Source organism: Pedobacter steynii, from assembly GCF_900103665.1.
Taxonomy (GTDB): Bacteria; Bacteroidota; Bacteroidia; order Sphingobacteriales; family Sphingobacteriaceae; genus Pedobacter; species Pedobacter steynii.
Genome location: NZ_FNGY01000013.1, coordinates 88,974 through 110,686, shown reverse-complemented (window position 1 = coordinate 110,686; position 21,713 = coordinate 88,974). Strand labels below are relative to the sequence as shown.

At 42.4% G+C, this 21,713-nt stretch carries 19 protein-coding genes; 12 read left to right on the top strand and 7 right to left on the bottom strand.

Annotated elements, in window-relative coordinates; translation table 11 throughout:
- Positions 1-5: 5 nt before the first annotated feature.
- Positions 6-2,324, bottom strand: a complete 2,319-nt coding sequence (locus BLQ87_RS28530; protein ID WP_245723948.1) for a beta-N-acetylhexosaminidase — start codon at positions 2,322-2,324, stop codon at positions 6-8.
- Positions 2,325-2,467: 143 nt separating this feature from the next.
- On the opposite strand from BLQ87_RS28530, the gene BLQ87_RS28525 reads away from it, so the two are divergent.
- Both BLQ87_RS28525 and BLQ87_RS28520 read left to right on the top strand, forming a co-directional pair.
- Positions 2,468-5,065 (top strand): family 20 glycosylhydrolase, encoded by a 2,598-nt coding sequence (locus BLQ87_RS28525; RefSeq protein ID WP_074612307.1) that lies wholly within the window; start codon positions 2,468-2,470, stop codon positions 5,063-5,065.
- A 59-nt stretch (positions 5,066-5,124) separates the two neighbouring features.
- Positions 5,125-5,901: a DeoR/GlpR family DNA-binding transcription regulator gene (locus tag BLQ87_RS28520; protein WP_074612306.1), complete on the top strand. Its 777-nt coding sequence runs from the start codon at positions 5,125-5,127 to the stop codon at positions 5,899-5,901.
- Here the strand turns inward: BLQ87_RS28520 and BLQ87_RS28515 are convergent.
- From BLQ87_RS28515 to BLQ87_RS28505, 3 genes are all read right to left on the bottom strand, one after another.
- Entirely contained in the window at positions 5,898-7,010 is a 1,113-nt protein-coding gene (locus BLQ87_RS28515; RefSeq protein ID WP_074612305.1) for a D-TA family PLP-dependent enzyme, read from the bottom strand. The two genes, BLQ87_RS28520 and BLQ87_RS28515, sit on opposite strands and share 4 nt — an antisense overlap.
- A gap of 41 nt (positions 7,011-7,051) precedes the next feature.
- On the bottom strand, positions 7,052-8,074 hold the full coding sequence (locus BLQ87_RS28510) for a sugar kinase (protein ID WP_074612304.1): 1,023 nt from the start codon (positions 8,072-8,074) through the stop codon (positions 7,052-7,054).
- 397 nt (positions 8,075-8,471) lie between these two features.
- Complete coding sequence (locus BLQ87_RS28505) at positions 8,472-9,293, bottom strand: universal stress protein (RefSeq protein ID WP_074612402.1); 822 nt, start codon at positions 9,291-9,293, stop codon at positions 8,472-8,474.
- Positions 9,294-9,459: 166 nt separating this feature from the next.
- Here BLQ87_RS28505 and BLQ87_RS28500 point away from each other — a divergent pair, with 166 nt between their 5' ends.
- Genes BLQ87_RS28500 through BLQ87_RS28485 form a run of 4 tightly spaced genes read left to right on the top strand, consistent with a single transcriptional unit; the run spans position 9,460 to position 12,311 of the window.
- Positions 9,460-10,149, top strand: a complete 690-nt coding sequence (locus BLQ87_RS28500) for an HAD family hydrolase (protein ID WP_074612303.1) — start codon at positions 9,460-9,462, stop codon at positions 10,147-10,149.
- Positions 10,149-10,775, top strand: coding sequence for a chloramphenicol acetyltransferase (locus BLQ87_RS28495; RefSeq protein WP_074612302.1), 627 nt, complete (start codon positions 10,149-10,151; stop codon positions 10,773-10,775). The genes BLQ87_RS28500 and BLQ87_RS28495 overlap by 1 nt, the downstream gene beginning before the upstream one ends.
- Positions 10,776-10,778: 3 nt before the next feature.
- Positions 10,779-11,348 carry a Crp/Fnr family transcriptional regulator gene (locus tag BLQ87_RS28490; RefSeq protein WP_074612301.1) on the top strand — a complete coding sequence of 190 codons (570 nt, stop codon included), beginning with the start codon at positions 10,779-10,781 and terminating at the stop codon, positions 11,346-11,348.
- 57 nt (positions 11,349-11,405) lie between these two features.
- The gene (locus BLQ87_RS28485; RefSeq protein WP_074612300.1) at positions 11,406-12,311 is read left to right on the top strand and encodes a DMT family transporter; all 906 of its coding nucleotides are present in this window, start codon (positions 11,406-11,408) and stop codon (positions 12,309-12,311) included.
- A gap of 1 nt (position 12,312) precedes the next feature.
- On the opposite strand, the gene BLQ87_RS28480 is transcribed toward BLQ87_RS28485, so the two are convergent.
- Positions 12,313-13,077: a DUF1269 domain-containing protein gene (locus BLQ87_RS28480; protein WP_074612299.1), complete on the bottom strand. Its 765-nt coding sequence runs from the start codon at positions 13,075-13,077 to the stop codon at positions 12,313-12,315.
- 139 nt (positions 13,078-13,216) lie between these two features.
- Here BLQ87_RS28480 and BLQ87_RS33910 point away from each other — a divergent pair, with 139 nt between their 5' ends.
- The 3 genes from BLQ87_RS33910 to BLQ87_RS28465 all read left to right on the top strand — a co-directional run bounded on the left by BLQ87_RS33910 (position 13,217) and on the right by BLQ87_RS28465 (position 14,244).
- On the top strand, positions 13,217-13,357 hold the full coding sequence (locus BLQ87_RS33910; RefSeq protein ID WP_172664983.1) for a hypothetical protein: 141 nt from the start codon (positions 13,217-13,219) through the stop codon (positions 13,355-13,357).
- Between the two features lie 211 nt (positions 13,358-13,568).
- The gene (locus tag BLQ87_RS28470) at positions 13,569-13,766 is read left to right on the top strand and encodes a DUF5808 domain-containing protein (RefSeq protein ID WP_074612297.1); all 198 of its coding nucleotides are present in this window, start codon (positions 13,569-13,571) and stop codon (positions 13,764-13,766) included.
- A gap of 7 nt (positions 13,767-13,773) precedes the next feature.
- Complete coding sequence (locus BLQ87_RS28465) at positions 13,774-14,244, top strand: GNAT family N-acetyltransferase (RefSeq protein ID WP_074612296.1); 471 nt, start codon at positions 13,774-13,776, stop codon at positions 14,242-14,244.
- On the opposite strand, the gene BLQ87_RS28460 is transcribed toward BLQ87_RS28465, so the two are convergent.
- Positions 14,245-14,826: a helix-turn-helix domain-containing protein gene (locus BLQ87_RS28460; RefSeq protein WP_074612295.1), complete on the bottom strand. Its 582-nt coding sequence runs from the start codon at positions 14,824-14,826 to the stop codon at positions 14,245-14,247. It abuts the gene before it with no gap.
- 58 nt (positions 14,827-14,884) lie between these two features.
- On the bottom strand, positions 14,885-16,348 hold the full coding sequence (locus BLQ87_RS28455) for an APC family permease (RefSeq protein ID WP_074612294.1): 1,464 nt from the start codon (positions 16,346-16,348) through the stop codon (positions 14,885-14,887).
- Between the two features lie 417 nt (positions 16,349-16,765).
- On the opposite strand from BLQ87_RS28455, the gene BLQ87_RS28450 reads away from it, so the two are divergent.
- From BLQ87_RS28450 to BLQ87_RS28440, 3 genes are all read left to right on the top strand, one after another.
- Positions 16,766-19,060 carry a sodium-translocating pyrophosphatase gene (locus BLQ87_RS28450; RefSeq protein ID WP_074612293.1) on the top strand — a complete coding sequence of 765 codons (2,295 nt, stop codon included), beginning with the start codon at positions 16,766-16,768 and terminating at the stop codon, positions 19,058-19,060.
- Positions 19,061-19,190: 130 nt separating this feature from the next.
- Entirely contained in the window at positions 19,191-20,894 is a 1,704-nt protein-coding gene (locus BLQ87_RS28445; protein WP_074612292.1) for an amino acid permease, read from the top strand.
- 157 nt (positions 20,895-21,051) lie between these two features.
- On the top strand, positions 21,052-21,618 hold the full coding sequence (locus BLQ87_RS28440) for a MarC family protein (protein ID WP_074612401.1): 567 nt from the start codon (positions 21,052-21,054) through the stop codon (positions 21,616-21,618).
- Positions 21,619-21,713: the final 95 nt, after the last annotated feature.

Below are 21,713 nucleotides of genomic sequence, written 5' to 3'. Positions count from 1 at the left end.
GATTTTTAGTTTATAATGATTTCATCTGCCATCAGCCAGGCCTTTTCTCCTTCTCCATATCCTCCGACAGGTACTCTGCCGATATTTTCTCCAATTATTTTAAGGTATCGAACATTTAGCAAAGGGAACTTTGCCCGCACTTTATTGATCCCATTAAGATCGAAATTTCCTCCGGAATACACTTCTTTAAATTCCTTTCCATCAACAGACACCAGAAAGCTCAGTTTCTTCGGCGCCCACATTCTTTGCCAGGGATAATGGAGCACATTGATGCCGATGTGAGAGACAGGTGTTAAGGCACCTAAATCGATCAGGGCTTCCAAATTCTCCCCGCTAAAGCCCAGCCATTGCGAATCGTTAAAACGATGGTGCCCTTCAATTCCATTGAGCAATAAGCCAGCTGGGAAATTGTATTTGCCTGCAGGAGCATGCGCCAGACTGATCTTTTTCTGGATTGCGGAGTGATACAAGAACGCCTGATTAAAAACCTTCCCTGAACGTTTATTTCCAACAAAGAGCCCGGCGTTCAAGACCATGGAACGGTTCAATAAAACAGGCCCCTGATACAGCTTGCTTTTTAGGCCAGGAACTGAGCCGTCCAGGGTATACCTGATCTGTCCTTTGGGAAATGTTGTTTTTAAGGTCAAAACAGGAGTCCCATTAGCTCCGGGTTTTATTTCCGAGGTAATCTCATCAAAATAAGGATAATAGTTCACCTTCATCCGGTTCATGAAATCCCTATGGTGCCTCAGTTTCTCCAGAAACCATGGGTAATTCTTCCCTTTTTTGTCCGACCATGCAATTTCTGATAAAGCCAAAGCGCGTGGAAATACCATGTATTCCAAATGTTTTTCGTCCTTCATATACTCCGTCCAGATGCCGCCCTGAACTCCTTTAATGTAGGCGGCCTGCTCAGGACTTAAAGAATCCGGCACTGGTTCATAGCCATAAACTTTTGATAAAGGCGTGTAATTTCCTGCGGCAACAGGCTCATTTTTATCCAGCGACTGGTAATAGTCGAAATAAAGCATGTTCTCCGGCGTCATGATGACTTCGTACTTTTCCTTTGCCGCAGCAATTCCACTCTGCTCTCCCCTCCAATTCATAATCGTGGTATTCCGGGAAACCCCACCTTCCAGTACTTCATCCCAGCCTACGGCCTTTCTATTTTTACTGTTCAGGTATTTCTCTATCCTTTTCATAAAATACCCCTGAAGTTCCTGCTCATCTTTAAGCCCGTTTTCTTTGATCTTTTGCTGGCATTTGACACAATGTTTCCATTTCAGCTTAGGACATTCATCTCCGCCAATATGGACATAAGCATAAGGAAACAAACCAATTACTTCGTCCAGTACATCTTCCATAAACTGATAAACTTCCTCATTACCCGCACAAAAGACATCATCAAAGACGCCCCAGAACTGAGCGGTTTTGTAAGGGCCACCAGTACAACCCAATTGAGGATAGGCCGCAAGTGCCGCTAAAGCATGTCCGGGCATTTCAATCTCAGGAAGTATATTGACATATTTCGAAGCGGCATAACGCACTACTTCCCGGATCTGATCCTGGGTATAATAACCTCCATATTTTACACTGTCAAAAGTATGAGGCGCTTCTTTTTTATGACCGATGATCGTGCCATCCCTCCAGGCAGACACCGACTGAAGCTTTGGGTATTTTTTTATTTCTATCCGCCAGCCCTGGTCTTCCGTAAGGTGCCAGTGAAAAACGTTGAACTTATAAACCGCAAGCAAATCGATAAACTTTTTAAGAAAAGCGACAGAATACATATGCCTGCCTACATCCAGGTGCATGCCCCGATAATTAAAACGTGGATAATCCCTGATTTCCCCTTTTTCTACACGCAATGAGTTTTTCGTATGCAGCGACCACAGCTGCATTAGCGATTGTATACCATAAAATATACCTGCCTGGTCATGCCCCATGATCAGAATCTGATCATCTTCGATCAACAAATGATAACCTTCCTTTTCTTTTACGACTACTGAATCCAGTTTTAACAGGAGCTGATTTGCCTGGGGCCTGGTATTTACAGCAAGCAAAGTTCCGGTATAAGAACGGATGGCTTCATTCAGCAGTTCTCCGCTGGCCTTCAGTTCATCAGGATAATTGATCGTCGTAGCTGGAGATATATTGACTCCCCCATTCCCTTTTTTGATATAAACCGGTTCCGGGATTACAGAGAACGAAGTCTGCTGAGCATACAAAGCGGGGCTTATAAACAGTAAAGTGATCCGTAAAAACAATCGGAGGGTTTTATTCAGGGCATTCCGGAAGATCATACAGCTTGGTTTAGTTTGCATATTTTTTGCAATAAATTGCATATTTCAAACATAAGGATTAAAATATTAATTTTCATTGCATGACTAAAATTATTAACAACAAGTTATTTCCTATTGCAAATTAATTATAATAAACCTACCTTGGGCTACTTTAATATGTAAACATGAGACGATTACTCTTTCAATTGCCAATGCTCTTATTGGGATTAATTTCTACTGCACAAGTAAAAAAAGACGCCGTAAATGCAAAAAAAATTGCAATTAATTGGCAAATAATAGAAAATAGTCATGCAGGTGGCGGACAATTTCTATCCAGCCTGAATGTTCAAAACAATGACCCTTTGGCATTGTCCAACAAAAACTGGAAGCTGTATTTTAACTTTGCAAGAAGGATTGTTCCGGGAACAACGACAGGAAATGTAGAAATTGTACATGTTAACGGAGACTTATATTATATCCGTCCGACAGAAAAATTCAAGCCTATTCACAATGGAACATCCGCTACGACTGAATTTGCATCCAAAGATTGGGCAGTAAATGCGACGGATGCACCGGAAGGATTTTACCTGATCTATGATGATGCACCAAAACAAGCCATTCCCATCAAAAATGTGAAGGCTATCCCTTCTACACGTGCAACACAATTTGCCAGGAACAAGCAGGACCGTGTTCCTGCAATCACTCCTCAACTCATTTATGAGCAGAATAAAAATAGCATAGATATTCCTGAAAAAGATTTGCAAAAGGTCTTTCCCAGCCCTGCACAATACACGGAAAAAGCAGGAGAATTTATCCTGGACCAGGGTGTAAAATTCAGTGCTGATCCGGCTTTTAAAGCAGAAGGCACCTTCCTTCAGGAAAAATTAAATCGTGTCCTGAGCCCGGGAAAAGGAACTCAAAGCGGAAAGACCATTCAGCTGAACCTGGATAAATCCTTAGGGGCCGAAGCTTATCAGCTGGAAATTAACAGTAAACAAATCCGGATCACCGCATCAGCGAAGGCCGGTGTTTTTTATGGCATTCAATCCTTGCTCAGTACCTTTCCCTTACAAAAAAAGGGGCATAAAGTTGCCGCTATAAAATTGCAAAACGCTTCGGTAACTGATCAGCCGCGCTTTCCATTTAGAGGACTGATGATAGATGTAGCAAGAAACTTTCAAACAAAAGAAGAAATCCTGAAAGTACTCGACCTGATGAGCATGTATAAATTAAACGTACTGCATTTTCATTTAAATGACGATGAAGGCTGGAGGTTGGAAATTCAGGATTTGCCGGAGTTAACGGCAGTGGGTTCCAGAAGGGGACATTTTTCTGATACTACGCTTAGCCACCTCCCTCCTTCTTTTGGATCGGGTCCTTTCTTAAACGAGCATCATGGAACAGGTCATTACAGCAAAGCTGATTTCATTGAAATCTTAAAATATGCCAATGCACGCCACATCCGGGTGATTCCGGAGATAGAAGCACCGGGACATGCCAGAGCAGCAGTCCGCTCGATGCATGCACGCTATAACAGGCTGATGAAAGAAGGCAAGCCGGAAGAAGCAAAACGCTACCTCCTCCATGACCTTAATGACCGTTCCATTTACCGTTCTGTACAAAACTGGAACGACAATGTGATGGATGTGTCTATTCCTTCTACCTATAACTTTATAGAAAAAATCAGCGACGAGATCATCGCCATGTATAAAACCGCAAGTGCACCTTTACAAACCATACATTTTGGAGGAGACGAAGTTCCCGATGGTGCCTGGGAAGGTTCCCCCAACAGCCTGAAATTCGTAAAAGAACATCCGGAACTAAAAGATGTAAATGGCCTTTGGGCTTACTTTTACGGCAATATAGACCGCATTTTAAAAAGCAGAAACTTATACCTTTCTGGATGGGAAGAGGTGGGCATGCAGCCGGTTGTTGCAGATGGAAAGAAATCTTATGTGATCAATCCTGCATTGGGTGATAAAAATATCCGCCTCAATGTATGGAACAACATCATAGGCTGGGGTGCAGAAGATCTGGCTTATCGACTGGCCAACACCGGTTACAAAGTCATTCTTGGCGGCGTAAGTAACCTGTACTTCGATATGGCTTATCAGAAATCATTTGATGAGCCCGGCTATTACTGGGGTGAATACGCAGATATCGATAAGGCATTTAATTTCATTCCTTTCAATTCCTTTCTCAATTCCAACGTGGATAAATTTGGCAATGCCTTAAAACCCGGCTTCTATGACAGCAAAGAACGCTTAACTGCAAAAGGAAAAGCAAATATTGTGGGTCTGCAGGGATTGTTATGGAGCGAAACGATTAAAGGAGGAAAAGATCTGGAATACATGATCATGCCTAAACTTCTGGGCCTTGCAGAAAGGGCATGGGCGACGGATCCGGAATGGGCCAATGAGCCGGATTCCATCAAAAGAAAAGAAATGTATGATAAAGCCTGGGCCAGGTTTGCCAACAGGCTTGGAAAAAAAGAACTGCCGAGGATAGATGCTGCATTTGGAGAACTGAATTACAGGCTCCCCCCTGCCGGCGCGATTGTAAAAGACGGACAGGTCCATTTGAACAATCAGTTCCCAGGGATAACAGTCCGCTACACTACTGATCAGACTGTACCAACAGCAAAGAGCCCGGTATATACCAAACCGATTACCACCAAGGGACTCATTAGATTCCGTACATTCGATAGTCAGGGACGCGGAGGAAGGTCCACATCCATTGTAAACGAAGTGGAATGGAACGTGACTCCTAAGGAGTTACCATAAATACAAAATTGTATGGAGTTTTATAATTAAGCCGTATTATTGTAATTATATACTAATTAATGACTACCGATCAACTACCAGCCACCCTAACAAAAGCGCAACGCAAGCAGCTGATTGTTAAAGAGATTAACATCCATACCCGTGCTACATTTGAGCATTTGGCATTGATTGTCAACGTTTCTGAAGACACCATCAGAAGGGACATCAATGAACTGGAAAAAGAAAACCTGGTGATCAAGGTAAAAGGAGGTGCGATGGCAAGCGCTTACCATCATACCTCCGAACAAAAAGCTTATTCACAGGATGATAAGATTACCATCGCGCAGAAATTGCTTCCCCTATTGAGGAAGGACATGCTATTGCTGCTGGGCGGAGGGACGACGATCAGAGAGTTTATCAAGCTGATTCCGGGAAACCTGAGAATCACCATTGTGACTGCCAGCGTTTTATCGGCAGTAGAATTATTGGATAAGCCCAATATCAGAACGATCATGCTTGGCGGGCAGATTTCTACTTATAGCCAGATGAGCTTTAGCGGCGATGTATTTAACCAACTCTCGCACCTTAAAACTGACCTATGCATTCTAGGTACCAATGCACTGGATATTGAAGGAGGTTTTTCTGATTCCGACTGGGATACGGTTCAGGTAAAGAAGGCAATGCTGGCCTCTTCTGAGAAGGTAGCTATTGTTTCCATCTCTGAGAAATTAAACTCCACGATGAAAATCAAAATTGCCAACTTATCTGAAGTAGATTATATCGTCACCGAGCTTTCGCCAGATGCAGAATTACTAAGCCCTTATAAAAAAGCCAATCCAAATCTGACTTTCCTTTAGATAGAAATCTTTTTGTCTCTGGCTTTAATCTTCCAGCTGGTTTCAATCTGTTTCTCCCTCACGACCTGGGCTTCTTCATAAAGGGCGCAGGTTGGACAAACATGATAGGGCATTCCATAAATGCGGTCGCCAACCTGGTATTTTATAGATTCATTATGCTTTAAGGTCAGATGTTCTTCAGAATGACCGTAAGGGATTAAATCCGCATTCCATGGAAAGAGCACCCGTTTCTCCAAAGGATTTTCCGAAGACACAGACTTATAGCCGAGGTCTACACAGATCAGGTCATCGGCAGGCAGAGAAATCACGGTACAAATCAACAACGCTGCGGGCTGAAACTGCAATTCAGGCAAATGCCTCGTATAATTATCATCCCAGAAAACAAAAGTTCCTGGACTACATTCCACACGGTCCTGACCAGCGTAATAAGCAAAGGTATTGGACCCGCCTGCAACAATCTTCAAATCAGTAAGGCCAAGTTTAGCCAGTTCATCCGCATCTGAGAACACCTTTTCCAATGCCGGTTTTGCTTTTTCCGCACGGACATCAGGATCTAAATCATGAAGATGACCATCATAAGCATGCAGGCCTTGCAATTTCAGTCCTTTGATCCGGCTTAATTCCAGACAGAATGCAACCACCTCTCCGGCTACCGGAAAGCCTGTTCTGTTCATCCCGGTATTCAAATCTGCATATACCGCTATTTCCAACTGATGCGCCAGCGCCAGCGCCGCAATTTGACAGGCAGTATTCAGGTTATCTACTAAACAGGAGAACGAGCATTGCGGAAAAGCAGCGATCAATTCCATCAATCTGTTGATTTTAAAACCTACAGGCTGATAAGCAATCAATACATCAGCCATTCCATTTGCAGCAGCGAGTTCAGCTTCTGCAATGGTAGCACACTTAATCTTACTGATGCCATATCCTGAAAAAAGTTGGATGATTTCGCCGATTTTATGGGTTTTAATATGGGGCCTGAACCGATTCACATTCCCGGAAAGCATGTCCAGCGCGATTTCTATATTAGATTTAATACGCGCTTCATAGACCACAAATAAGGGGGTATCATACGCATTCAGGTTTGTGATTTCCGGCCAGTTTTCCATACTATATTATAATTAGGACGTGATTATGAAGTTTCCCCTTGTTATCTGTTTATTTTACTCGAGATGCCGCTTTGCATAAAAGCTTCGATCTCGTCTTTACTCGTTAAGGCCCAGTCGCCATGAATACTTTGCTTCAGTACACCGCATGCTGCCGCCCAGTTGACCATCTTTTGAGGATCAAAACCGGAAGATATTCCATATAATAGTCCAGCAGTAAAGGCATCTCCTGTTCCGATCTGGTCTGTAACCATCGGAAGGGTATGTACGGTGGAGTAATAAAAATTGCCTTCATGCGCCAGTCCGGCAAAATATTCATGATTGAGGCCTTCTACCCTCCTGAAGCTCATAGCAAAGGTTTTAAGAAGGGGCATTTTTGTTTTCAGGAAAGAGAAACAGTATTCAAACCGATCTCTTAAAGACATTCCTTCTTTGGTCTTTATACCGAAATAAATGGCAGCACTATCCAGATCGGCGACCGCTACCTGACAATACCTCAATAAACCAGGCATGATTTCCTGCGCTTCTTTTCCATACTTCCATAGTTTTTTACGGTAGTTAAAATCTGCAGAGATAACGATTCCTTTCTGGTGAGCAATTTCTATCGCCTCTTTGCATACTTCTGCAGCACTCTCTGAAAGTGCGGCAGCAACGCCAGACCAATGGAATAAAGAAGATGATTTCAGTAGCTGCTGCCAGTCGGCCATTCCCGGCTGAAGTTGTGAAAAAGATGAACCCGAGCGGTCATAGATGACTTGTGTAGGCCGGATATGGTTTCCGTTTTCCACGTAATATGTTCCTAACCGCTCTCCTCCTTTAAGAATTCCAGTCGTATCTACTCCATATTTCCTGAGCTCCGCAATGGCCATATCTGCCAGATCATTGTCGGGCACCCTGGTTACTATTTTACTGGCCAGACCTAGCCTCGCCAATAGTACCGCCACATTTGCTTCTGCACCTGCAACATGAACATTAAATGCGTTGGACTGCACAAAGCGCAAGCCCAACTGGGTATTAAAACGCAACAACAGTTCACCGAAACAGGTGATATTAGGAGTAGAATTCATAGGCAATAACCTGTGATATTTGGTTTGGTAGGCTAATTTATCAAATATATAACTGTTAAGCTAATATGCGTAAAAATTGCATAAATAGTTTGCAAAATATTTGCAACGAAGTGCATTTGAAGAGATACATCTCAGAGACACTGTACGGATAGTGTTATAGTAGTGTTGTACCGTTCTATATATTCCGGTCAAATATCCTGCAATTCTTTTCGATTCTTCTTCGACCCGGACTCGAAGAAGAGTCTAGTGAAACATAGAGAAGAGTAGACCAGTATCACAACACTATCCGAACAATGTCCTTCCGATAAAATATTGTTTCATAAAAATGCCTGAATGAACAGCTCCTGCAGTTGTGTATTCAGGCATATCTTACTATTTTGAAACAGCAAATATTCAATTAAATAGGAATAGAGAATAAAGGAATGTCCAATCCGGAGGCCATGACCCTTGTTTTACTGCGGTGCACCAGTGAAGCCCAGAAACCATATTTATTAGGGATCATGATCAACAGATCTGCTTTAAACTCTTTGATCTCTTTTTCGATCTCTTTGATTACCTGATTAGACTTTACATTTTTATAATAATAGCTCACGCCGGATAGCCCACTACCAATTCCGTCTTTTGAAGATAGTGCAGGATCATCCGCTTTCAGTTCTTCGATCGCATTATTTACATGAAAGACTTCTACTTCAGCATTCAGACTTGTAGCCAATTCTTTAATTCGCTTCAGAATCTTTTTAGGAACACCTCTCAATACATCGCATGCAAACAAGATCTTTTTAATCTCTCCAAACTTGGCTCCGATTGGCACCGCAAGAACAGGGAATTTTAGCTTTTTAATCGCCGCAGTAGTGGTATTTCCCATCAGGTCCTGCTCCAGTGTCCTCGCTTTCATTCCCAAAACCAGCAAATCCGCTTTATGCCTGTCGATCAGGTCGCTCAATTCATCTTCTACGAATGAAAAACGGGCTTCGAAACCGACTTTGATGTGATAGGTTTTAGAAAGATAAAGTGCTCTTTCCTGTAATCGGTTTTCGTTTTCATCCATCAGCTTCTGAATACTGGAAGCTGGTAAAATCGTGTTGGCGGCATGAACGGGAAGGACGTAAGAGTTGAATAAAACCAGTCTTGCATTACCATGTTTTGCAGCTGCTGCAGCATATTCTACTGCATTTTCAGCCACTTCGGAAAAATCTGTTGCGACAATTATAGTTACCATAAGAATTCTGTATTGGTTATCCGTAAATTTAACCAATAGTTTCCTCTGCCTTTCTGATTTAACGCAGTCAGAAAATAATTTTACAATAAACAAACTGAAAGGTCAATCTAATATGACAAATCGAATGGTAGAAAAAAAACGATCTTTGTGCTGCTAACATTTGATCATGAAGAATATAAAAGTAATCGCCTTTGATGCAGACGACACACTTTGGGTAAATGAACCTTATTTTTTAGAAGCAGAGCAGAAGTTCTGCGCTTTACTCGAAGATTATCTCCCACACCACAGTGTGTCTCAGGAGCTCTTTAAAACGGAAATGCAAAACCTTTCTTTGTACGGATATGGGGTAAAAAGTTTTATGCTCTGTATGATAGAAACCGTGTTAAGAGTAACAAACAACACCGCAAACCCCGAAATCTTACATAAAACGATTCAATATGGACAGGAATTACTGAATAAGCCGATTGAACTGCTGGACGATGTAAAGGAAGTTTTGGAAGCTTTAAAAGGAAAATACCGGCTGGTGGTAGCTACCAAAGGCGATCTTTTGGATCAGGAACGGAAGTTGTCGAAGTCGGGATTAGCTACTTATTTCCATCATATTGAAATCATGAGCGACAAGAAAGAGAAGGATTATGAGAAATTGTTGAAACACCTGGACTGTAAACCGGAACACTTCCTGATGCTGGGTAATTCCTTAAAATCAGATGTGATGCCTGTTCTTGAAATCGGAGGACATGCCGTGCATATTCCCTACCATACCACCTGGGCACATGAGCAGATTGACCATACCCTGGAACATGACAATTTTTATCAGGTCAAAGCATTAGCCGAGATCTTACCACAATTACTATAATGAAACAAATTTTAGATTTAAACGGCTGGGCAAGAACAGCGCATTTTCATTTCTTTAAACAATTTGATGAACCTTTTTTTGGCGTCACCGTGAATATAGATTGTACCCTTGCTTATGCAGCTGCAAAGGCAAAAGGCAACCCTTTTTTCCTATACTATCTGCACAAATCACTGAGCGCAGCAAACCAGATCCCTGCTTTTCGTTACCGGATTGTGGAAGATCAGGTTTGGGTTTACGACCAGGTAAATGCTTCCCCGACGGTAGACCGTCCGGATGGGACGTTTGGTTTTTCCTATATCGAGTTCGAGGAAGACTTTCAGGCATTTAAAACAGGGGCAGATCAAGAAATAGCAGAAGTTCGAAACAGCAGCGAACTTTTTCCGGCAAAATTGGGAGAATGTGTGATTCATTATTCTGCACTTCCGTGGATCAATTTCAGCTCCGTGTCGCATGCAAGAAGTTTTTCATTTCCCGACAGCAGTCCGAAAATATCATTTGGAAAAATAACAGAGCTGGACGGAAAGAAAAGTATGCCGGTATCGATCCACGTACACCATGCTTTAATGGATGGGCTCCATGTAGGGCAATTTATCGACTGCTTTCAACAACTCATGAACGAGGAATAATAAATGGAAGCGTTCTGGCAATACATCAAAAGCTACACTTCGATTTCTGAGGCTGCACAAAATGCCTGGCAACAGCTATTGCTGGAAAAAACCATCAAAAAAGGAGAATATTTCCTGATGGAAGGGAGTATCCCTAAAAAGGTGGCTTTTGTCAGCAAAGGACTTTTCTCTTATTACTATACCGACGAAGATGGTGCCACGGTGATCAAAAAATTTTTTCCTGAACGAACATTGGTGGCCTCTACCAGTGCAATGTTATTGCAGCAGCCCAGCTTATTTACCATACAGGCACTGGAAGAAACGGAAATCATCAGTTATGGTTTTGACGGATTCCGGGAGTTAACGCTGGAGTACCCAGATATTGCCCGGTTTTACATCCATTATATGGAACGGCATTGGATCATAGAGAAGGAAATCGGTGAGATCAGCCTTAAATACCAAACCGCCAAGCAACGGTATCTGGATTTCAAGGAAAATAATGCCGCGTTGTTTGCCCGGTTAAAGCAACACCATATGGCTTCCTATCTGGGGGTTACCCCCACACAATTGAGTCGGATCAGGGCAGAGTTATAAATTATATCAACATATGTAAAGGGGAAGCTCATAAATATGACCTTTCTTTGCAGACGAATGAAAAACAATATTATCAAAGGCAGTATTCTGGTTGCCCTGGGATCTTCCAGTTATGGCATGCTGGCCACGTTTGTAAAGATGGCCTATAAAGAACATTACACCACCGCTGAAGTCACCATTTCTCAATTCACTTTAGGCGTAATCGGCTTGTTACTTTTGAGCCTGTTTTCTGGAAACAAGCCCCAGGCTATAGATACAGCTCCCAAATGGAAAAGCATTACCAAACTAATGGTGGCCGGAACCTCGATGGGGCTAACCAGTGTTTGTTATTACCTGTCTGTACAGTATATTCCCGTAAGCGTGGGTATTGTTTTGTTAATGCAAACGGTATGGATGGGCGTCATTATGGAAATGATCATGCATAAGAAACTTCCCGGAGCACGAAAGATTATTGCCGTGCTGATCATTCTGGCGGGAACTGTGCTGGCGACCAATCTTTGGGGCGCAGAAATTAGCATAGACTGGCGTGGAATTGGCTGGGGTATGCTGGCCGCAATGGCCTATACGGTAGCAGTGTATGCCTCCAATGGAATCGCCCTGCATTTACCTTCAATCAAGAGAAGTCTGTACCTTGTTCTGGGCGGATTGATCATCATTTTATGTATTTTCCATTCTTCTTTAAATGCAGATTTCGGCTTTAGTATCTTTTGGCGATGGGCGATTGTACTTTCTTTATTTGGCACCATATTACCCCCACTTCTATTTACAATGGGAATGCCGCTTACCGGAGTGGGATTAGGGACCATTATTGCCGCAGTAGAAATTCCGGTATCTGTAATGATGGCGCACCTCCTCTTAAAGGAACCTGTTAACGTGTTCCAATGGCTGGGAATTACGCTAATTCTGGCTGCAGTGGTGCTCATGAACATCGAGAAACCAAAGCAGGCAGAAATAGCGGTATAGCTTATCTGTTTTTCTTTAACTGATCCAAACGGGCCTTTTGCTCATTAATTCTGTTTTCCAGGTATCGACGTCTTTCTGCATCATGCGTTTCATCGGCAGAAGGGTGTTCATCCACCCAGATCTGATATTGTTGTTCCTGGTGATCCGTATGGATTTTCAGTTTATTTTCAAGGACTTCCCTTTTGGCATTCAGATCGGCAAGCGTAATTACCCAATCTTGTTTTTCCGGAGCAGATGCAGATGCGACACTGATTTCCGCCATTTTAATGTCAGCATTTAGCTTGTCGAGCTCTGTCTTTGCAGGCACAAAAACCTTTTCTTCCAGACTAAACCGCTTCAGATCTGTGCTAAGAGGTAACAATACCGTATCTACAGGGGTTTCCCAATTCTCCCAGACATGGGCAATCAGAACCGACTTCCCGTTAGGTATATTTGCAGAAACCTGATCCAGATAATCCGACACCCCTTCAGCCTTTAGTGTTTCTCCTGCGGAGCCGGCAATCATCCCTCCTGCCAGTCCGACTATAAAGCCCAATGGTCCGGCTAAAAGGCCAACCAGTCCGCCGATCAATCCTCCACCAATTACTGCCGTCCCTTCTGATTCATTTTTGGCCGAACGGATATTTACTTTTCCATCTCCATCCCGGGTCAAAACATAAGTTTCTCCTACAGAAACATCTTTTGTACGGTGAAGTTCCTGTAATGCCTGTAGTCCTTTGAATGCCTCAACTTCAGAATTGAATAAGGCCTGAATCATTTTTTCCATGAGTGTCGTTTTTTTGGTATTGAACTTTTCTATACTACAAACCAGCGGATATTTTGTTTTCAGCGGTGGTAGGGGTACCCGCGTTAAACTTATTTGTTCCTGGGTTGTTTACACTTCAGATCAATTAAATACTATCGTTATGAAAAGTCAAAGAAACAGAACCGAACAAAAAGAGATCAGTGAAGGCACAAAGAAGGCAAAGGGCGCTGAACCGGAAAATGCAACTTCTGCAAAAGATGCGAAGAAAGTAGTCACCAATAAAAAGAAAAGTGCGAAATAGTCTTCAGTCATTGTCAAAATACTCATCAGAAAAAACTGCTACTAAATCGAGTTAGAATTAAGCAGATCGAAATATCGATCCATTTAATTACCTAAGTCCGGTTTCGAATTAGGAATTCTTACATTTCGTATTGTTTCTTTCACAATCTTTCTTAAATTGACTAATAATTATATTTTTATAAGAGTTCTGGTGAGGAGTAATTTTTTTAACGATGGATATAGACCCTGTAGACAATATTGTCAATTATAAAGTAGGCATCATTTATTGGAATCCCGGTGATTCGAGACTAATCGTACCTAAACGCGAAAGATCAATGGGTTATACCCTAAATTTCGCCCATAGGCTGAACATTCTGATCTTAGTGGTCATTACAGCGCTTGTTATTTATACGGCGATGTACCTTCAATAAACAGGAAATGAAAATCATTCAGTCCAGCACAATTAATCCGGTTCAAAAGAAAGCGATCCACGACCTGTGGAATCAAGAATATCCGGCGAAATTGAAACATGGGGAGCTAAACGACCTGGATGATTACCTGAGTGGCCTTGCTGATGTGGAATACCATCTGCTCACAAGCCCCTCCGAAGAAGTGGTGGGCTGGGCTTTAAGGTTTACCAGGAATAACCAACCCTGGTTTGCCGTTGTAATAGACAGCAATTTACATGGACAAGGCCATGGCCGTCGTCTGTTGGACGAGATGAAGAAACACACAGCCGAACTGAATGGCTGGGTGATCGATCATAACAAAGACCTGAAAGAAAACGGAGAATACTACCGGTCCCCGTTAGGTTTTTACCTTAAAAATGAATTCATTATCCTTCCTGAAACCAGACTTGAGCTGGAAAAAATGTCAGCGGTAGCCATCCGTTGGGTCAATAAGAAATAATTACGCTCTGGTTTCTTCAAAGAAATAAATGATCAGCATCATTGCTTTATCTTTTCCTATATTCCTTGGCGTATGAGACAGGCGTCCATCAAAAAGAAGGGAATCTCCTGCTGATAACTCGATCTCCTGGTCGTCAAAGATGTATTTGATATTTCCGGCCAGGATATATTTATACTCAAAAGCTTCGGTCGTTACCATTGGTCTGGTTGCATCAGGTTCCAGCTCCAGCAAGACAATATCTACTGTAGAATTCTTTATCGACTTGGTCAGAATCCGCTGGTATAAAAATCCCAATGCCTGCTCCTTTTCAAAGGATTCGTATTCTGCCTTTCTTTTCACCACCACAGGGGCTTTGTTGGAACTCGCAGAGATGTCTTTAAAAAACTGGTTCAAGTCGACATCCAACGACTTAATGATGTCTATCAAAACCATCAGCGAAGGCACGGTACGGTTGTTTTCAATTTGTGAAATCAAGCCTTTACTTACACCAGCCCGATCCGCCAATTCCTGAATGGTGATGCCTCTTTCTTTTCTTATTTCTTTTATCCGGTAACTGATCTTCAGGATTACATCCTCTTCCATAGTTTTTTTTCTTGTCCAAAAATAATCAATTTACAGCCGCATCACCATTCTATTTAAACTAATTTGTGTTAGCAGTATCCGGTTCCTTTTGTTTTGTCAGATAGTAAACAGGGATTCCGGCCAGCATGATCACGACACCCCAGCCGCAGGTGCTGATTCTGGTGATCAACAAAGACACACAGAATATGGTTGCAAAGATGATGTATAACAATGGCAATATTGGGTATCCGAAAGCTTTGTACGGACGTACGGCATTCGGCATTTTCTTTCTCAGGATAAAAATTCCGACAATGGTCAGGATGTAGAATATCATTACAATGATCATCACAAAATCCAGTAAAGCACCATATTTACCGGTAAGGCATAAGGCCGATGCCCAGAAACACTGAATCCATAAGGCCCAGGCCGGAACACTTGCTTTGTTTAGATTAGCCGCTTTCTTAAAGAAAAGGCCATCCTTTGCCATGGTGTAATATACCCTTGCCCCTGCCATGATCAATCCGTTATTACAGGCGAAAGTAGAGATCATGATCATGACTGCGATAATAATCGTTCCCGCATTTCCGAAAATATGCTGGGCAGCAACTACCGCAACCCGGTCGGACTTTGCTGTAGCAATATCATTTAAGGGGATCACCGCGATGTACATTAAGTTGGCAAGGATATAGATTACACTTACGATGAAAGTTCCAAGGAACAGGCTAAGCCCTACGTTACGTTCCGGTTTCTTGATTTCCCCGGCAATGAATGTGACGCCATTCCAGGCATCACTGGAAAATAAAGAGCCCACAAGGGAAGCGGAAACCGCTGCGAAAAGTACAGAACCTCCGACAGTCATCCAGGAGCCGCTTTCGACATTAAAAGATCTGGTACTCCATGCATCTGCCCAGTTGGCATTCCATATTTCTGATTTGGCACCCAGGGTAAAGCCAAATATGATCAAGCCAAAAAGGGATAATATTTTGATAATGGTTAGAAAAGTCTGTAAGGTCTTGCTGTCTTTCACACCACGACTATTGATATAGCTGAGCAGGATAATGGTCAGGATAGACACAATTTGTGCTGCACTTAAAGAGAAAAACTCCGGTGCTCCGGCGGCATCCGTACCGATCTTCAGCTGCCAAAGGATGTTCGTTTCACTCAGAGGTTCATAAAGATAAGCGGCAAATTTAGAGAACGCCACACCTACCGCGGCGATGGTTCCGGTTTGAATGACCGCAAAAAAGCTCCATCCATATAGAAAAGCGATGAGCTTATTATAAGATTCTTTCAGGTATACATATTGACCACCTGCTTTAGGAAACATGGCACTCAGCTCCCCATAACTCACCGCAGCGATTACCGTAACCAGTCCGGTGATGACCCAGATTAAAGTCAACCAACCTGCCGATCCTACCTGCCGGGTAATATCGGCGCTGACAATAAAGATTCCGGAACCGATCATAGAACCTACGACCAGCATTGTACCATCTAATAACCCAAGTTCTCTTTTGAAAGAGCCATCTTGATTTTCTTTTTCCATTTAGTTTGTTTTAGTTTTCAGCCCTGAATATTTCAATTGTTGCATTTGTGGTTCCTGCAATGCCTGAAACATTCATAGACCCGGTTTTGGTTTTTCAAAATGAAACTATCCTGTCAGCACTGATCCGTACAATTAATTGCCGTTCAATTTGATGGTTTCATTTTGTTTGGTTAGTTTGTGCTAATATATTTAAAATAATTAAAATCAGATTGCCCCGATCGGCATTCGGAATATTAAATTAATATTTCTCGAAAAAAGCTTAACAATCAATCCATTAAAAATTTGCTTTTTAAAAGAACACCCTTATTTTTACGTTGCTCTACCTTTAATAATCAGCGCTCTAACCACTCATGATTATGAAGGGGCCGCCCTAAACCGCGAAAACCAAATAAAGAACCAAATAAACAGAAATTAAGTATGGAGTTTTTACAAAACAATCTAATCTATTTTATTCCCGTCCTGGGATTAATTGGCATTATCGTGATGGCTATTAAAAGTGCCTGGGTAAACAAGCAGGATCCCGGTGATGCAAAAATGCAAGAGTTGGCCGGCTATATTGCCGATGGGGCGATGGCCTTTTTAAAAGCAGAGTGGAAAGTATTGAGCATTTTTGTGGTTTTTACCGCCGCTTTACTTGCCTATTCCGGAACCGTCCATGAAGTCAACGGAGTGGAATTACATTCCAGCTGGATCATTGCCATAGCCTTTGTGATTGGTGCTGTATTTTCTGCTACTGCAGGATATATCGGGATGAAAGCTGCTACAAAAGCCAACGTACGTACCACTCAGGCTGCAAGAACGAGTTTATCCAAAGCCTTAAAAGTTTCCTTCACGGGAGGAACGGTAATGGGACTGGGTGTAGCGGGACTGGCGATCTTGGGATTAGGAGGTTTGTTTATTGTCTTCATGCAGGTATTTAATGTCGTAGAAGCCAACAGTACGGAAATGAAAACTGCGATAGAGGTACTGACAGGTTTCTCCCTGGGTGCAGAATCTATCGCCTTATTTGCCCGTGTTGGTGGAGGTATTTATACTAAAGCAGCCGATGTGGGTGCCGATCTGGTAGGTAAAGTAGAAGCCGGAATTCCGGAAGATGACGTAAGAAATCCGGCAACAATTGCCGATAACGTAGGTGATAATGTGGGTGATGTGGCTGGAATGGGCGCCGATTTATTCGGTTCTTATGTAGCAACGATACTCGCGACTATGGTACTGGGACAAGAGATCGTGGTAGATAAATTAAATGGCATAGCGGTAGATAACCTGAATGGTTTCTCACCGGTATTGCTACCGATGGTAATTTGCGGCCTGGGAATTTTGTTCTCCATCGTAGGAACCTGGTTTGTCCGCATTAAAGGAGAAGATTCCAATGTACAAACTGCCCTGAACTTAGGAAACTGGAGTTCTATCGTGCTTACTGCTGTAGCTTCTTACTTTATTGTTATGTTCATGCTTCCTCCTCATTTGCATTTACGTGGGGTTAGCTTTACCAGCCTGGATGTATTTTTTGCCATCATCATCGGTTTAATCGTTGGTACTTTGATGAGTATCATTACAGAATATTATACTGCTATGGGCAAAGGCCCTGTGAATTCGATCATTCAGCAATCAGGAACCGGTCATGCGACAAATATCATTGGTGGTTTATCTGTAGGGATGAAATCTACAGTTGCACCAATTCTGGTACTGGCAGCCGGAATTATCTTTTCTTATTCCTTTGCAGGTTTATATGGTGTAGCCATTGCCGCAGCAGGAATGATGGCCACGACAGCGATGCAACTGGCCATTGACGCTTTCGGTCCTATTGCAGATAATGCAGGCGGAATTGCCGAAATGAGTCAGCTTCCACCAGAAGTTCGTGAACGTACAGACAATTTAGATGCGGTAGGAAACACTACAGCAGCGACGGGCAAGGGTTTTGCCATTGCTTCTGCAGCCCTAACCTCACTGGCTTTATTTGCGGCCTTTGTTGGCGTTGCGGGAATTGATGCGATCGATATTTATAAGGCCCCTGTTTTGGCGGGCTTATTTGTAGGGGCAATGATTCCTTTTATTTTCTCTGCTTTATGTATTGCTGCTGTTGGTAAGGCTGCGATGGATATGGTTCAGGAGGTTCGTCGTCAGTTCCGCGAGATTCCTGGAATTATGGAATACAAAGCGAAACCAGAATACGAGAAATGTGTGGCCATCTCTACAGAAGCCTCTATCCGCGAAATGATGTTACCAGGTGCAATTGCTTTACTGGTTCCGATCATTGTTGGATTTGGCCTTAAAGGCGTATTTCCTCATGTAAGTTCAGCGGAGATCTTAGGTGGTCTCCTTGCCGGCGTTACCGTATCAGGTGTATTGATGGGGATTTTCCAGAGTAATGCCGGTGGTGCCTGGGACAATGCAAAAAAATCATTTGAAAAAGGTGTAGAGATCAATGGAGAAATGTTCTATAAAAAATCGGAACCACATAAAGCCTCAGTGACTGGTGATACCGTAGGTGATCCCTTCAAAGATACTTCAGGTCCATCGATGAATATCCTGATCAAACTGATGTCTATCGTTTCCCTGGTGATCGCTCCCTACATTGCTGTTGGAGTGATGACGGAAACAAAACAGGAGATAAAAAAAGAGATCAGGGTCATCAAAAGGGTCGATTCTCTGGGAAAAGAAACAATGGATACGGTAAAAAATACCATTGACACCTTGACCGTCAAGCGATAATATTATAATTGTTACTGCTAAAAGGGATTTTGAATAAGAATCCCTTTTATTTTTAAACATATTTTATTTAGGTTTGACAATCAGATTACAAACCAAAAGACTATAGAAAACTAATACTAAACCTTGAACTATGAATTTTAGAAAGTCAATCGACTTACTTACAAAAGAAGCTGCTGAGAGCGGAGAGGGTACCCTGAAGCGGACCCTTGGCCCCGTTAACCTGGTAGCTTTGGGTATTGGAGCCATTATTGGTGCTGGACTATTTTCCATCACCGGTTCTGCAGCAGCCAATAATGCCGGCCCGGCCATCACCATTTCCTTTATCATTGCAGCAATTGGTTGCGGATTTGCAGGTTTATGCTATGCAGAGTTTGCTTCCATGATACCTGTTGCAGGAAGTGCTTACACCTATTCTTATGCCACCATGGGCGAATTAGTTGCCTGGATTATTGGTTGGGATTTAGTTTTGGAATATGCACTTGGTGCGGCCACGGTTTCTATTAGCTGGAGCCGGTATCTTGTTAAGTTTCTCGCTTATTATGACGTCCACCTCCCTGCGGAAGTGACCATGTCGCCTTTTGAAACAGCACAATTGCTTGATGGAACAACCGTTCATGGAATGTTCAACCTTCCAGCGGTGTTTATCATCTGCCTGATGTCATTGGTATTGATGAGAGGTACTCAGGAGTCTGCTTTCATCAATGGTTTGATTGTGGCGATTAAGGTAGTTATCGTATTCATATTTATCTTCTTAGGTTGGAAATACATCAATGCAGACAACTATTCTCCATATTTTATTCCTGCAGATAAGCCAGGTCATGAGAGCTTCTTTACCAACGGATGGGGAGGTGTCATTCGAGCCGCCGGTATTGTGTTCTTTGCTTATATTGGTTTTGATGCGGTTTCTACTGCAGCTCAGGAAGCCAAGAATCCAAAGAAAGATATGCCTATCGGGATTCTCGTTTCCCTGTTTGTATGTACCGTTCTTTATATCTTATTTGCACACGTGATGACGGGTGTTGCCAACTACGACTTGTTTAAAGGTCAGGATGGTATTGCACCGGTTGCTGTTGCGATCGATAATATGGGTGCTAAAGATGCGGCCGGTGTAGTGACGCCTGCATTCCCATGGTTAAACAAATTGATTATCCTTGCGATTTTGGGTGGTTATGCTTCTGTAATTCTGGTGATGTTACTGGGACAATCAAGGGTATTCTTCTCGATGAGTAAAGATGGTTTACTACCTAAAGTGTTCTCCAGCGTTCATCCTAAATTCAGCACTCCTGTGAAAAGCAATTTACTTTTCATGGTGTTCGTGAGTTTATTTGCAGCATTTGTTCCGGCAGGAGTAGTTGGTGAGATGACCAGTATCGGTACCCTACTTGCATTTATCCTGGTATGTATCGGAATTGTGATCCTTAGAAAACGCATGCCAGATCTACCAAGAGCATTTAAAGTGCCATTGGTACCACTAATCCCGATCTTAGGTGTAGTGGTATGTTTAGGAATGATGGTATTCCTTCCTTTAGATACCTGGGTTCGTTTATTGGTATGGATGATCCTTGGTATGGATGTTTACCTGTTCTATGGTATCAAAAACAGTCTGTTATCTGACAATAACCCGGTTACACTGGCAAGAAGTAATAAAGTAGTTTCCTTAATCGGACTTGCTTTAGCTGCATTATTGGTTGCTGTTGCCTTTATTCACCATAGCATCACGGATGGAACAGATACAGGTTTGTATTATTTCTCTCTGGTTTATGCTGCGGTACATTTACTATTATACGCCTATCGTCTTTCTACGTCTAAAAACGTGAAAGCCAAGATAAACTAAGCACCGTTTAAAAGGATTTCGATTCCTTATGACGTTACAAGGCCTGATGTTAATCCTAACATCAGGCCTTGTTGTTTCTCTATATTCTGCATTCAACAGCAAAACTGTCTCATTTTTATTACAATTTAAATTACCTTTGCTGCATAAATTAACTGCTATGGAATTCAATTTCAGTCAAATCTTGTCGTGTTCGATGGTTATTTTTGCCATCATCGATATCCTGGGCTCCATCCCTGTGGTGATAGAACTCAGAAAAAAAGCCGGTCATATTCAGTCTGAGAAAGCAACCATAGTAGCAACAGTACTGATGATTATCTTCCTTTTTGCGGGAGAAACCCTGTTAAAAGTCATTGGCCTTGATGTTGAATCTTTCGCCATTGCAGGTTCTTTTGTGATTTTCTTTATTGCAATGGAGATGATACTTGGTTTAACCATTTTTAAAGAAGAGGTTCCCGAAACCGTATCCATTGTACCACTCGCCTTTCCTTTAATTGCAGGTGCAGGAACAATGACCACCCTGTTATCGTTAAAAACAGAATATGCCACACAAAATATTATTGTGGGCATCCTGATCAATATGAGCTTTGTGTACTTTGTATTGAAGAATACAAACAGACTGGAAAGACTATTCGGAAAGTCCGGACTGAACGTATTAAGAAAGGCGTTTGGAATCATCCTACTTGCGATTGCCATCAAACTCTTCCGTAACAATACCGGGCTGTAACATATCTTGTTCAGGAGCGTCTTATAGGAAGAAACCAATATAAGAAGATGAACAACTTCGAGCAATTTACCTTCATCATTGGCGCTTTAGCCATT

Bases quoted from the DNA above. Each gene is read 5' to 3' on its own strand.
- BLQ87_RS28495 (WP_074612302.1), top strand. From the start codon at position 10,149: ATGAAACAAATTTTAGATTTAAACGGCTGGGCAAGAACAGCGCATTTT.
- BLQ87_RS28510 (WP_074612304.1), bottom strand. From the start codon at position 8,074: ATGAATTCTACTCCTAATATCACCTGTTTCGGTGAACTGTTGTTGCGT.
- BLQ87_RS28525 (WP_074612307.1), top strand. From the start codon at position 2,468: ATGAGACGATTACTCTTTCAATTGCCAATGCTCTTATTGGGATTAATT.
- BLQ87_RS28445 (WP_074612292.1), top strand. From the start codon at position 19,191: ATGAATTTTAGAAAGTCAATCGACTTACTTACAAAAGAAGCTGCTGAG.
- BLQ87_RS28490 (WP_074612301.1), top strand. From the start codon at position 10,779: ATGGAAGCGTTCTGGCAATACATCAAAAGCTACACTTCGATTTCTGAG.
- BLQ87_RS28455 (WP_074612294.1), bottom strand. From the start codon at position 16,348: ATGGAAAAAGAAAATCAAGATGGCTCTTTCAAAAGAGAACTTGGGTTA.
- BLQ87_RS33910 (WP_172664983.1), top strand. From the start codon at position 13,217: ATGAAAAGTCAAAGAAACAGAACCGAACAAAAAGAGATCAGTGAAGGC.
- BLQ87_RS28480 (WP_074612299.1), bottom strand. From the start codon at position 13,077: ATGGAAAAAATGATTCAGGCCTTATTCAATTCTGAAGTTGAGGCATTC.
- BLQ87_RS28500 (WP_074612303.1), top strand. From the start codon at position 9,460: ATGAAGAATATAAAAGTAATCGCCTTTGATGCAGACGACACACTTTGG.
- BLQ87_RS28515 (WP_074612305.1), bottom strand. From the start codon at position 7,010: ATGGAAAACTGGCCGGAAATCACAAACCTGAATGCGTATGATACCCCC.
- BLQ87_RS28450 (WP_074612293.1), top strand. From the start codon at position 16,766: ATGGAGTTTTTACAAAACAATCTAATCTATTTTATTCCCGTCCTGGGA.
- BLQ87_RS28460 (WP_074612295.1), bottom strand. From the start codon at position 14,826: ATGGAAGAGGATGTAATCCTGAAGATCAGTTACCGGATAAAAGAAATA.
- BLQ87_RS28505 (WP_074612402.1), bottom strand. From the start codon at position 9,293: ATGGTAACTATAATTGTCGCAACAGATTTTTCCGAAGTGGCTGAAAAT.
- BLQ87_RS28530 (WP_245723948.1), bottom strand. From the start codon at position 2,324: ATGCAAACTAAACCAAGCTGTATGATCTTCCGGAATGCCCTGAATAAA.
- BLQ87_RS28465 (WP_074612296.1), top strand. From the start codon at position 13,774: ATGAAAATCATTCAGTCCAGCACAATTAATCCGGTTCAAAAGAAAGCG.
- BLQ87_RS28440 (WP_074612401.1), top strand. From the start codon at position 21,052: ATGGAATTCAATTTCAGTCAAATCTTGTCGTGTTCGATGGTTATTTTT.
- BLQ87_RS28520 (WP_074612306.1), top strand. From the start codon at position 5,125: ATGACTACCGATCAACTACCAGCCACCCTAACAAAAGCGCAACGCAAG.
- BLQ87_RS28485 (WP_074612300.1), top strand. From the start codon at position 11,406: ATGAAAAACAATATTATCAAAGGCAGTATTCTGGTTGCCCTGGGATCT.
- BLQ87_RS28470 (WP_074612297.1), top strand. From the start codon at position 13,569: ATGGATATAGACCCTGTAGACAATATTGTCAATTATAAAGTAGGCATC.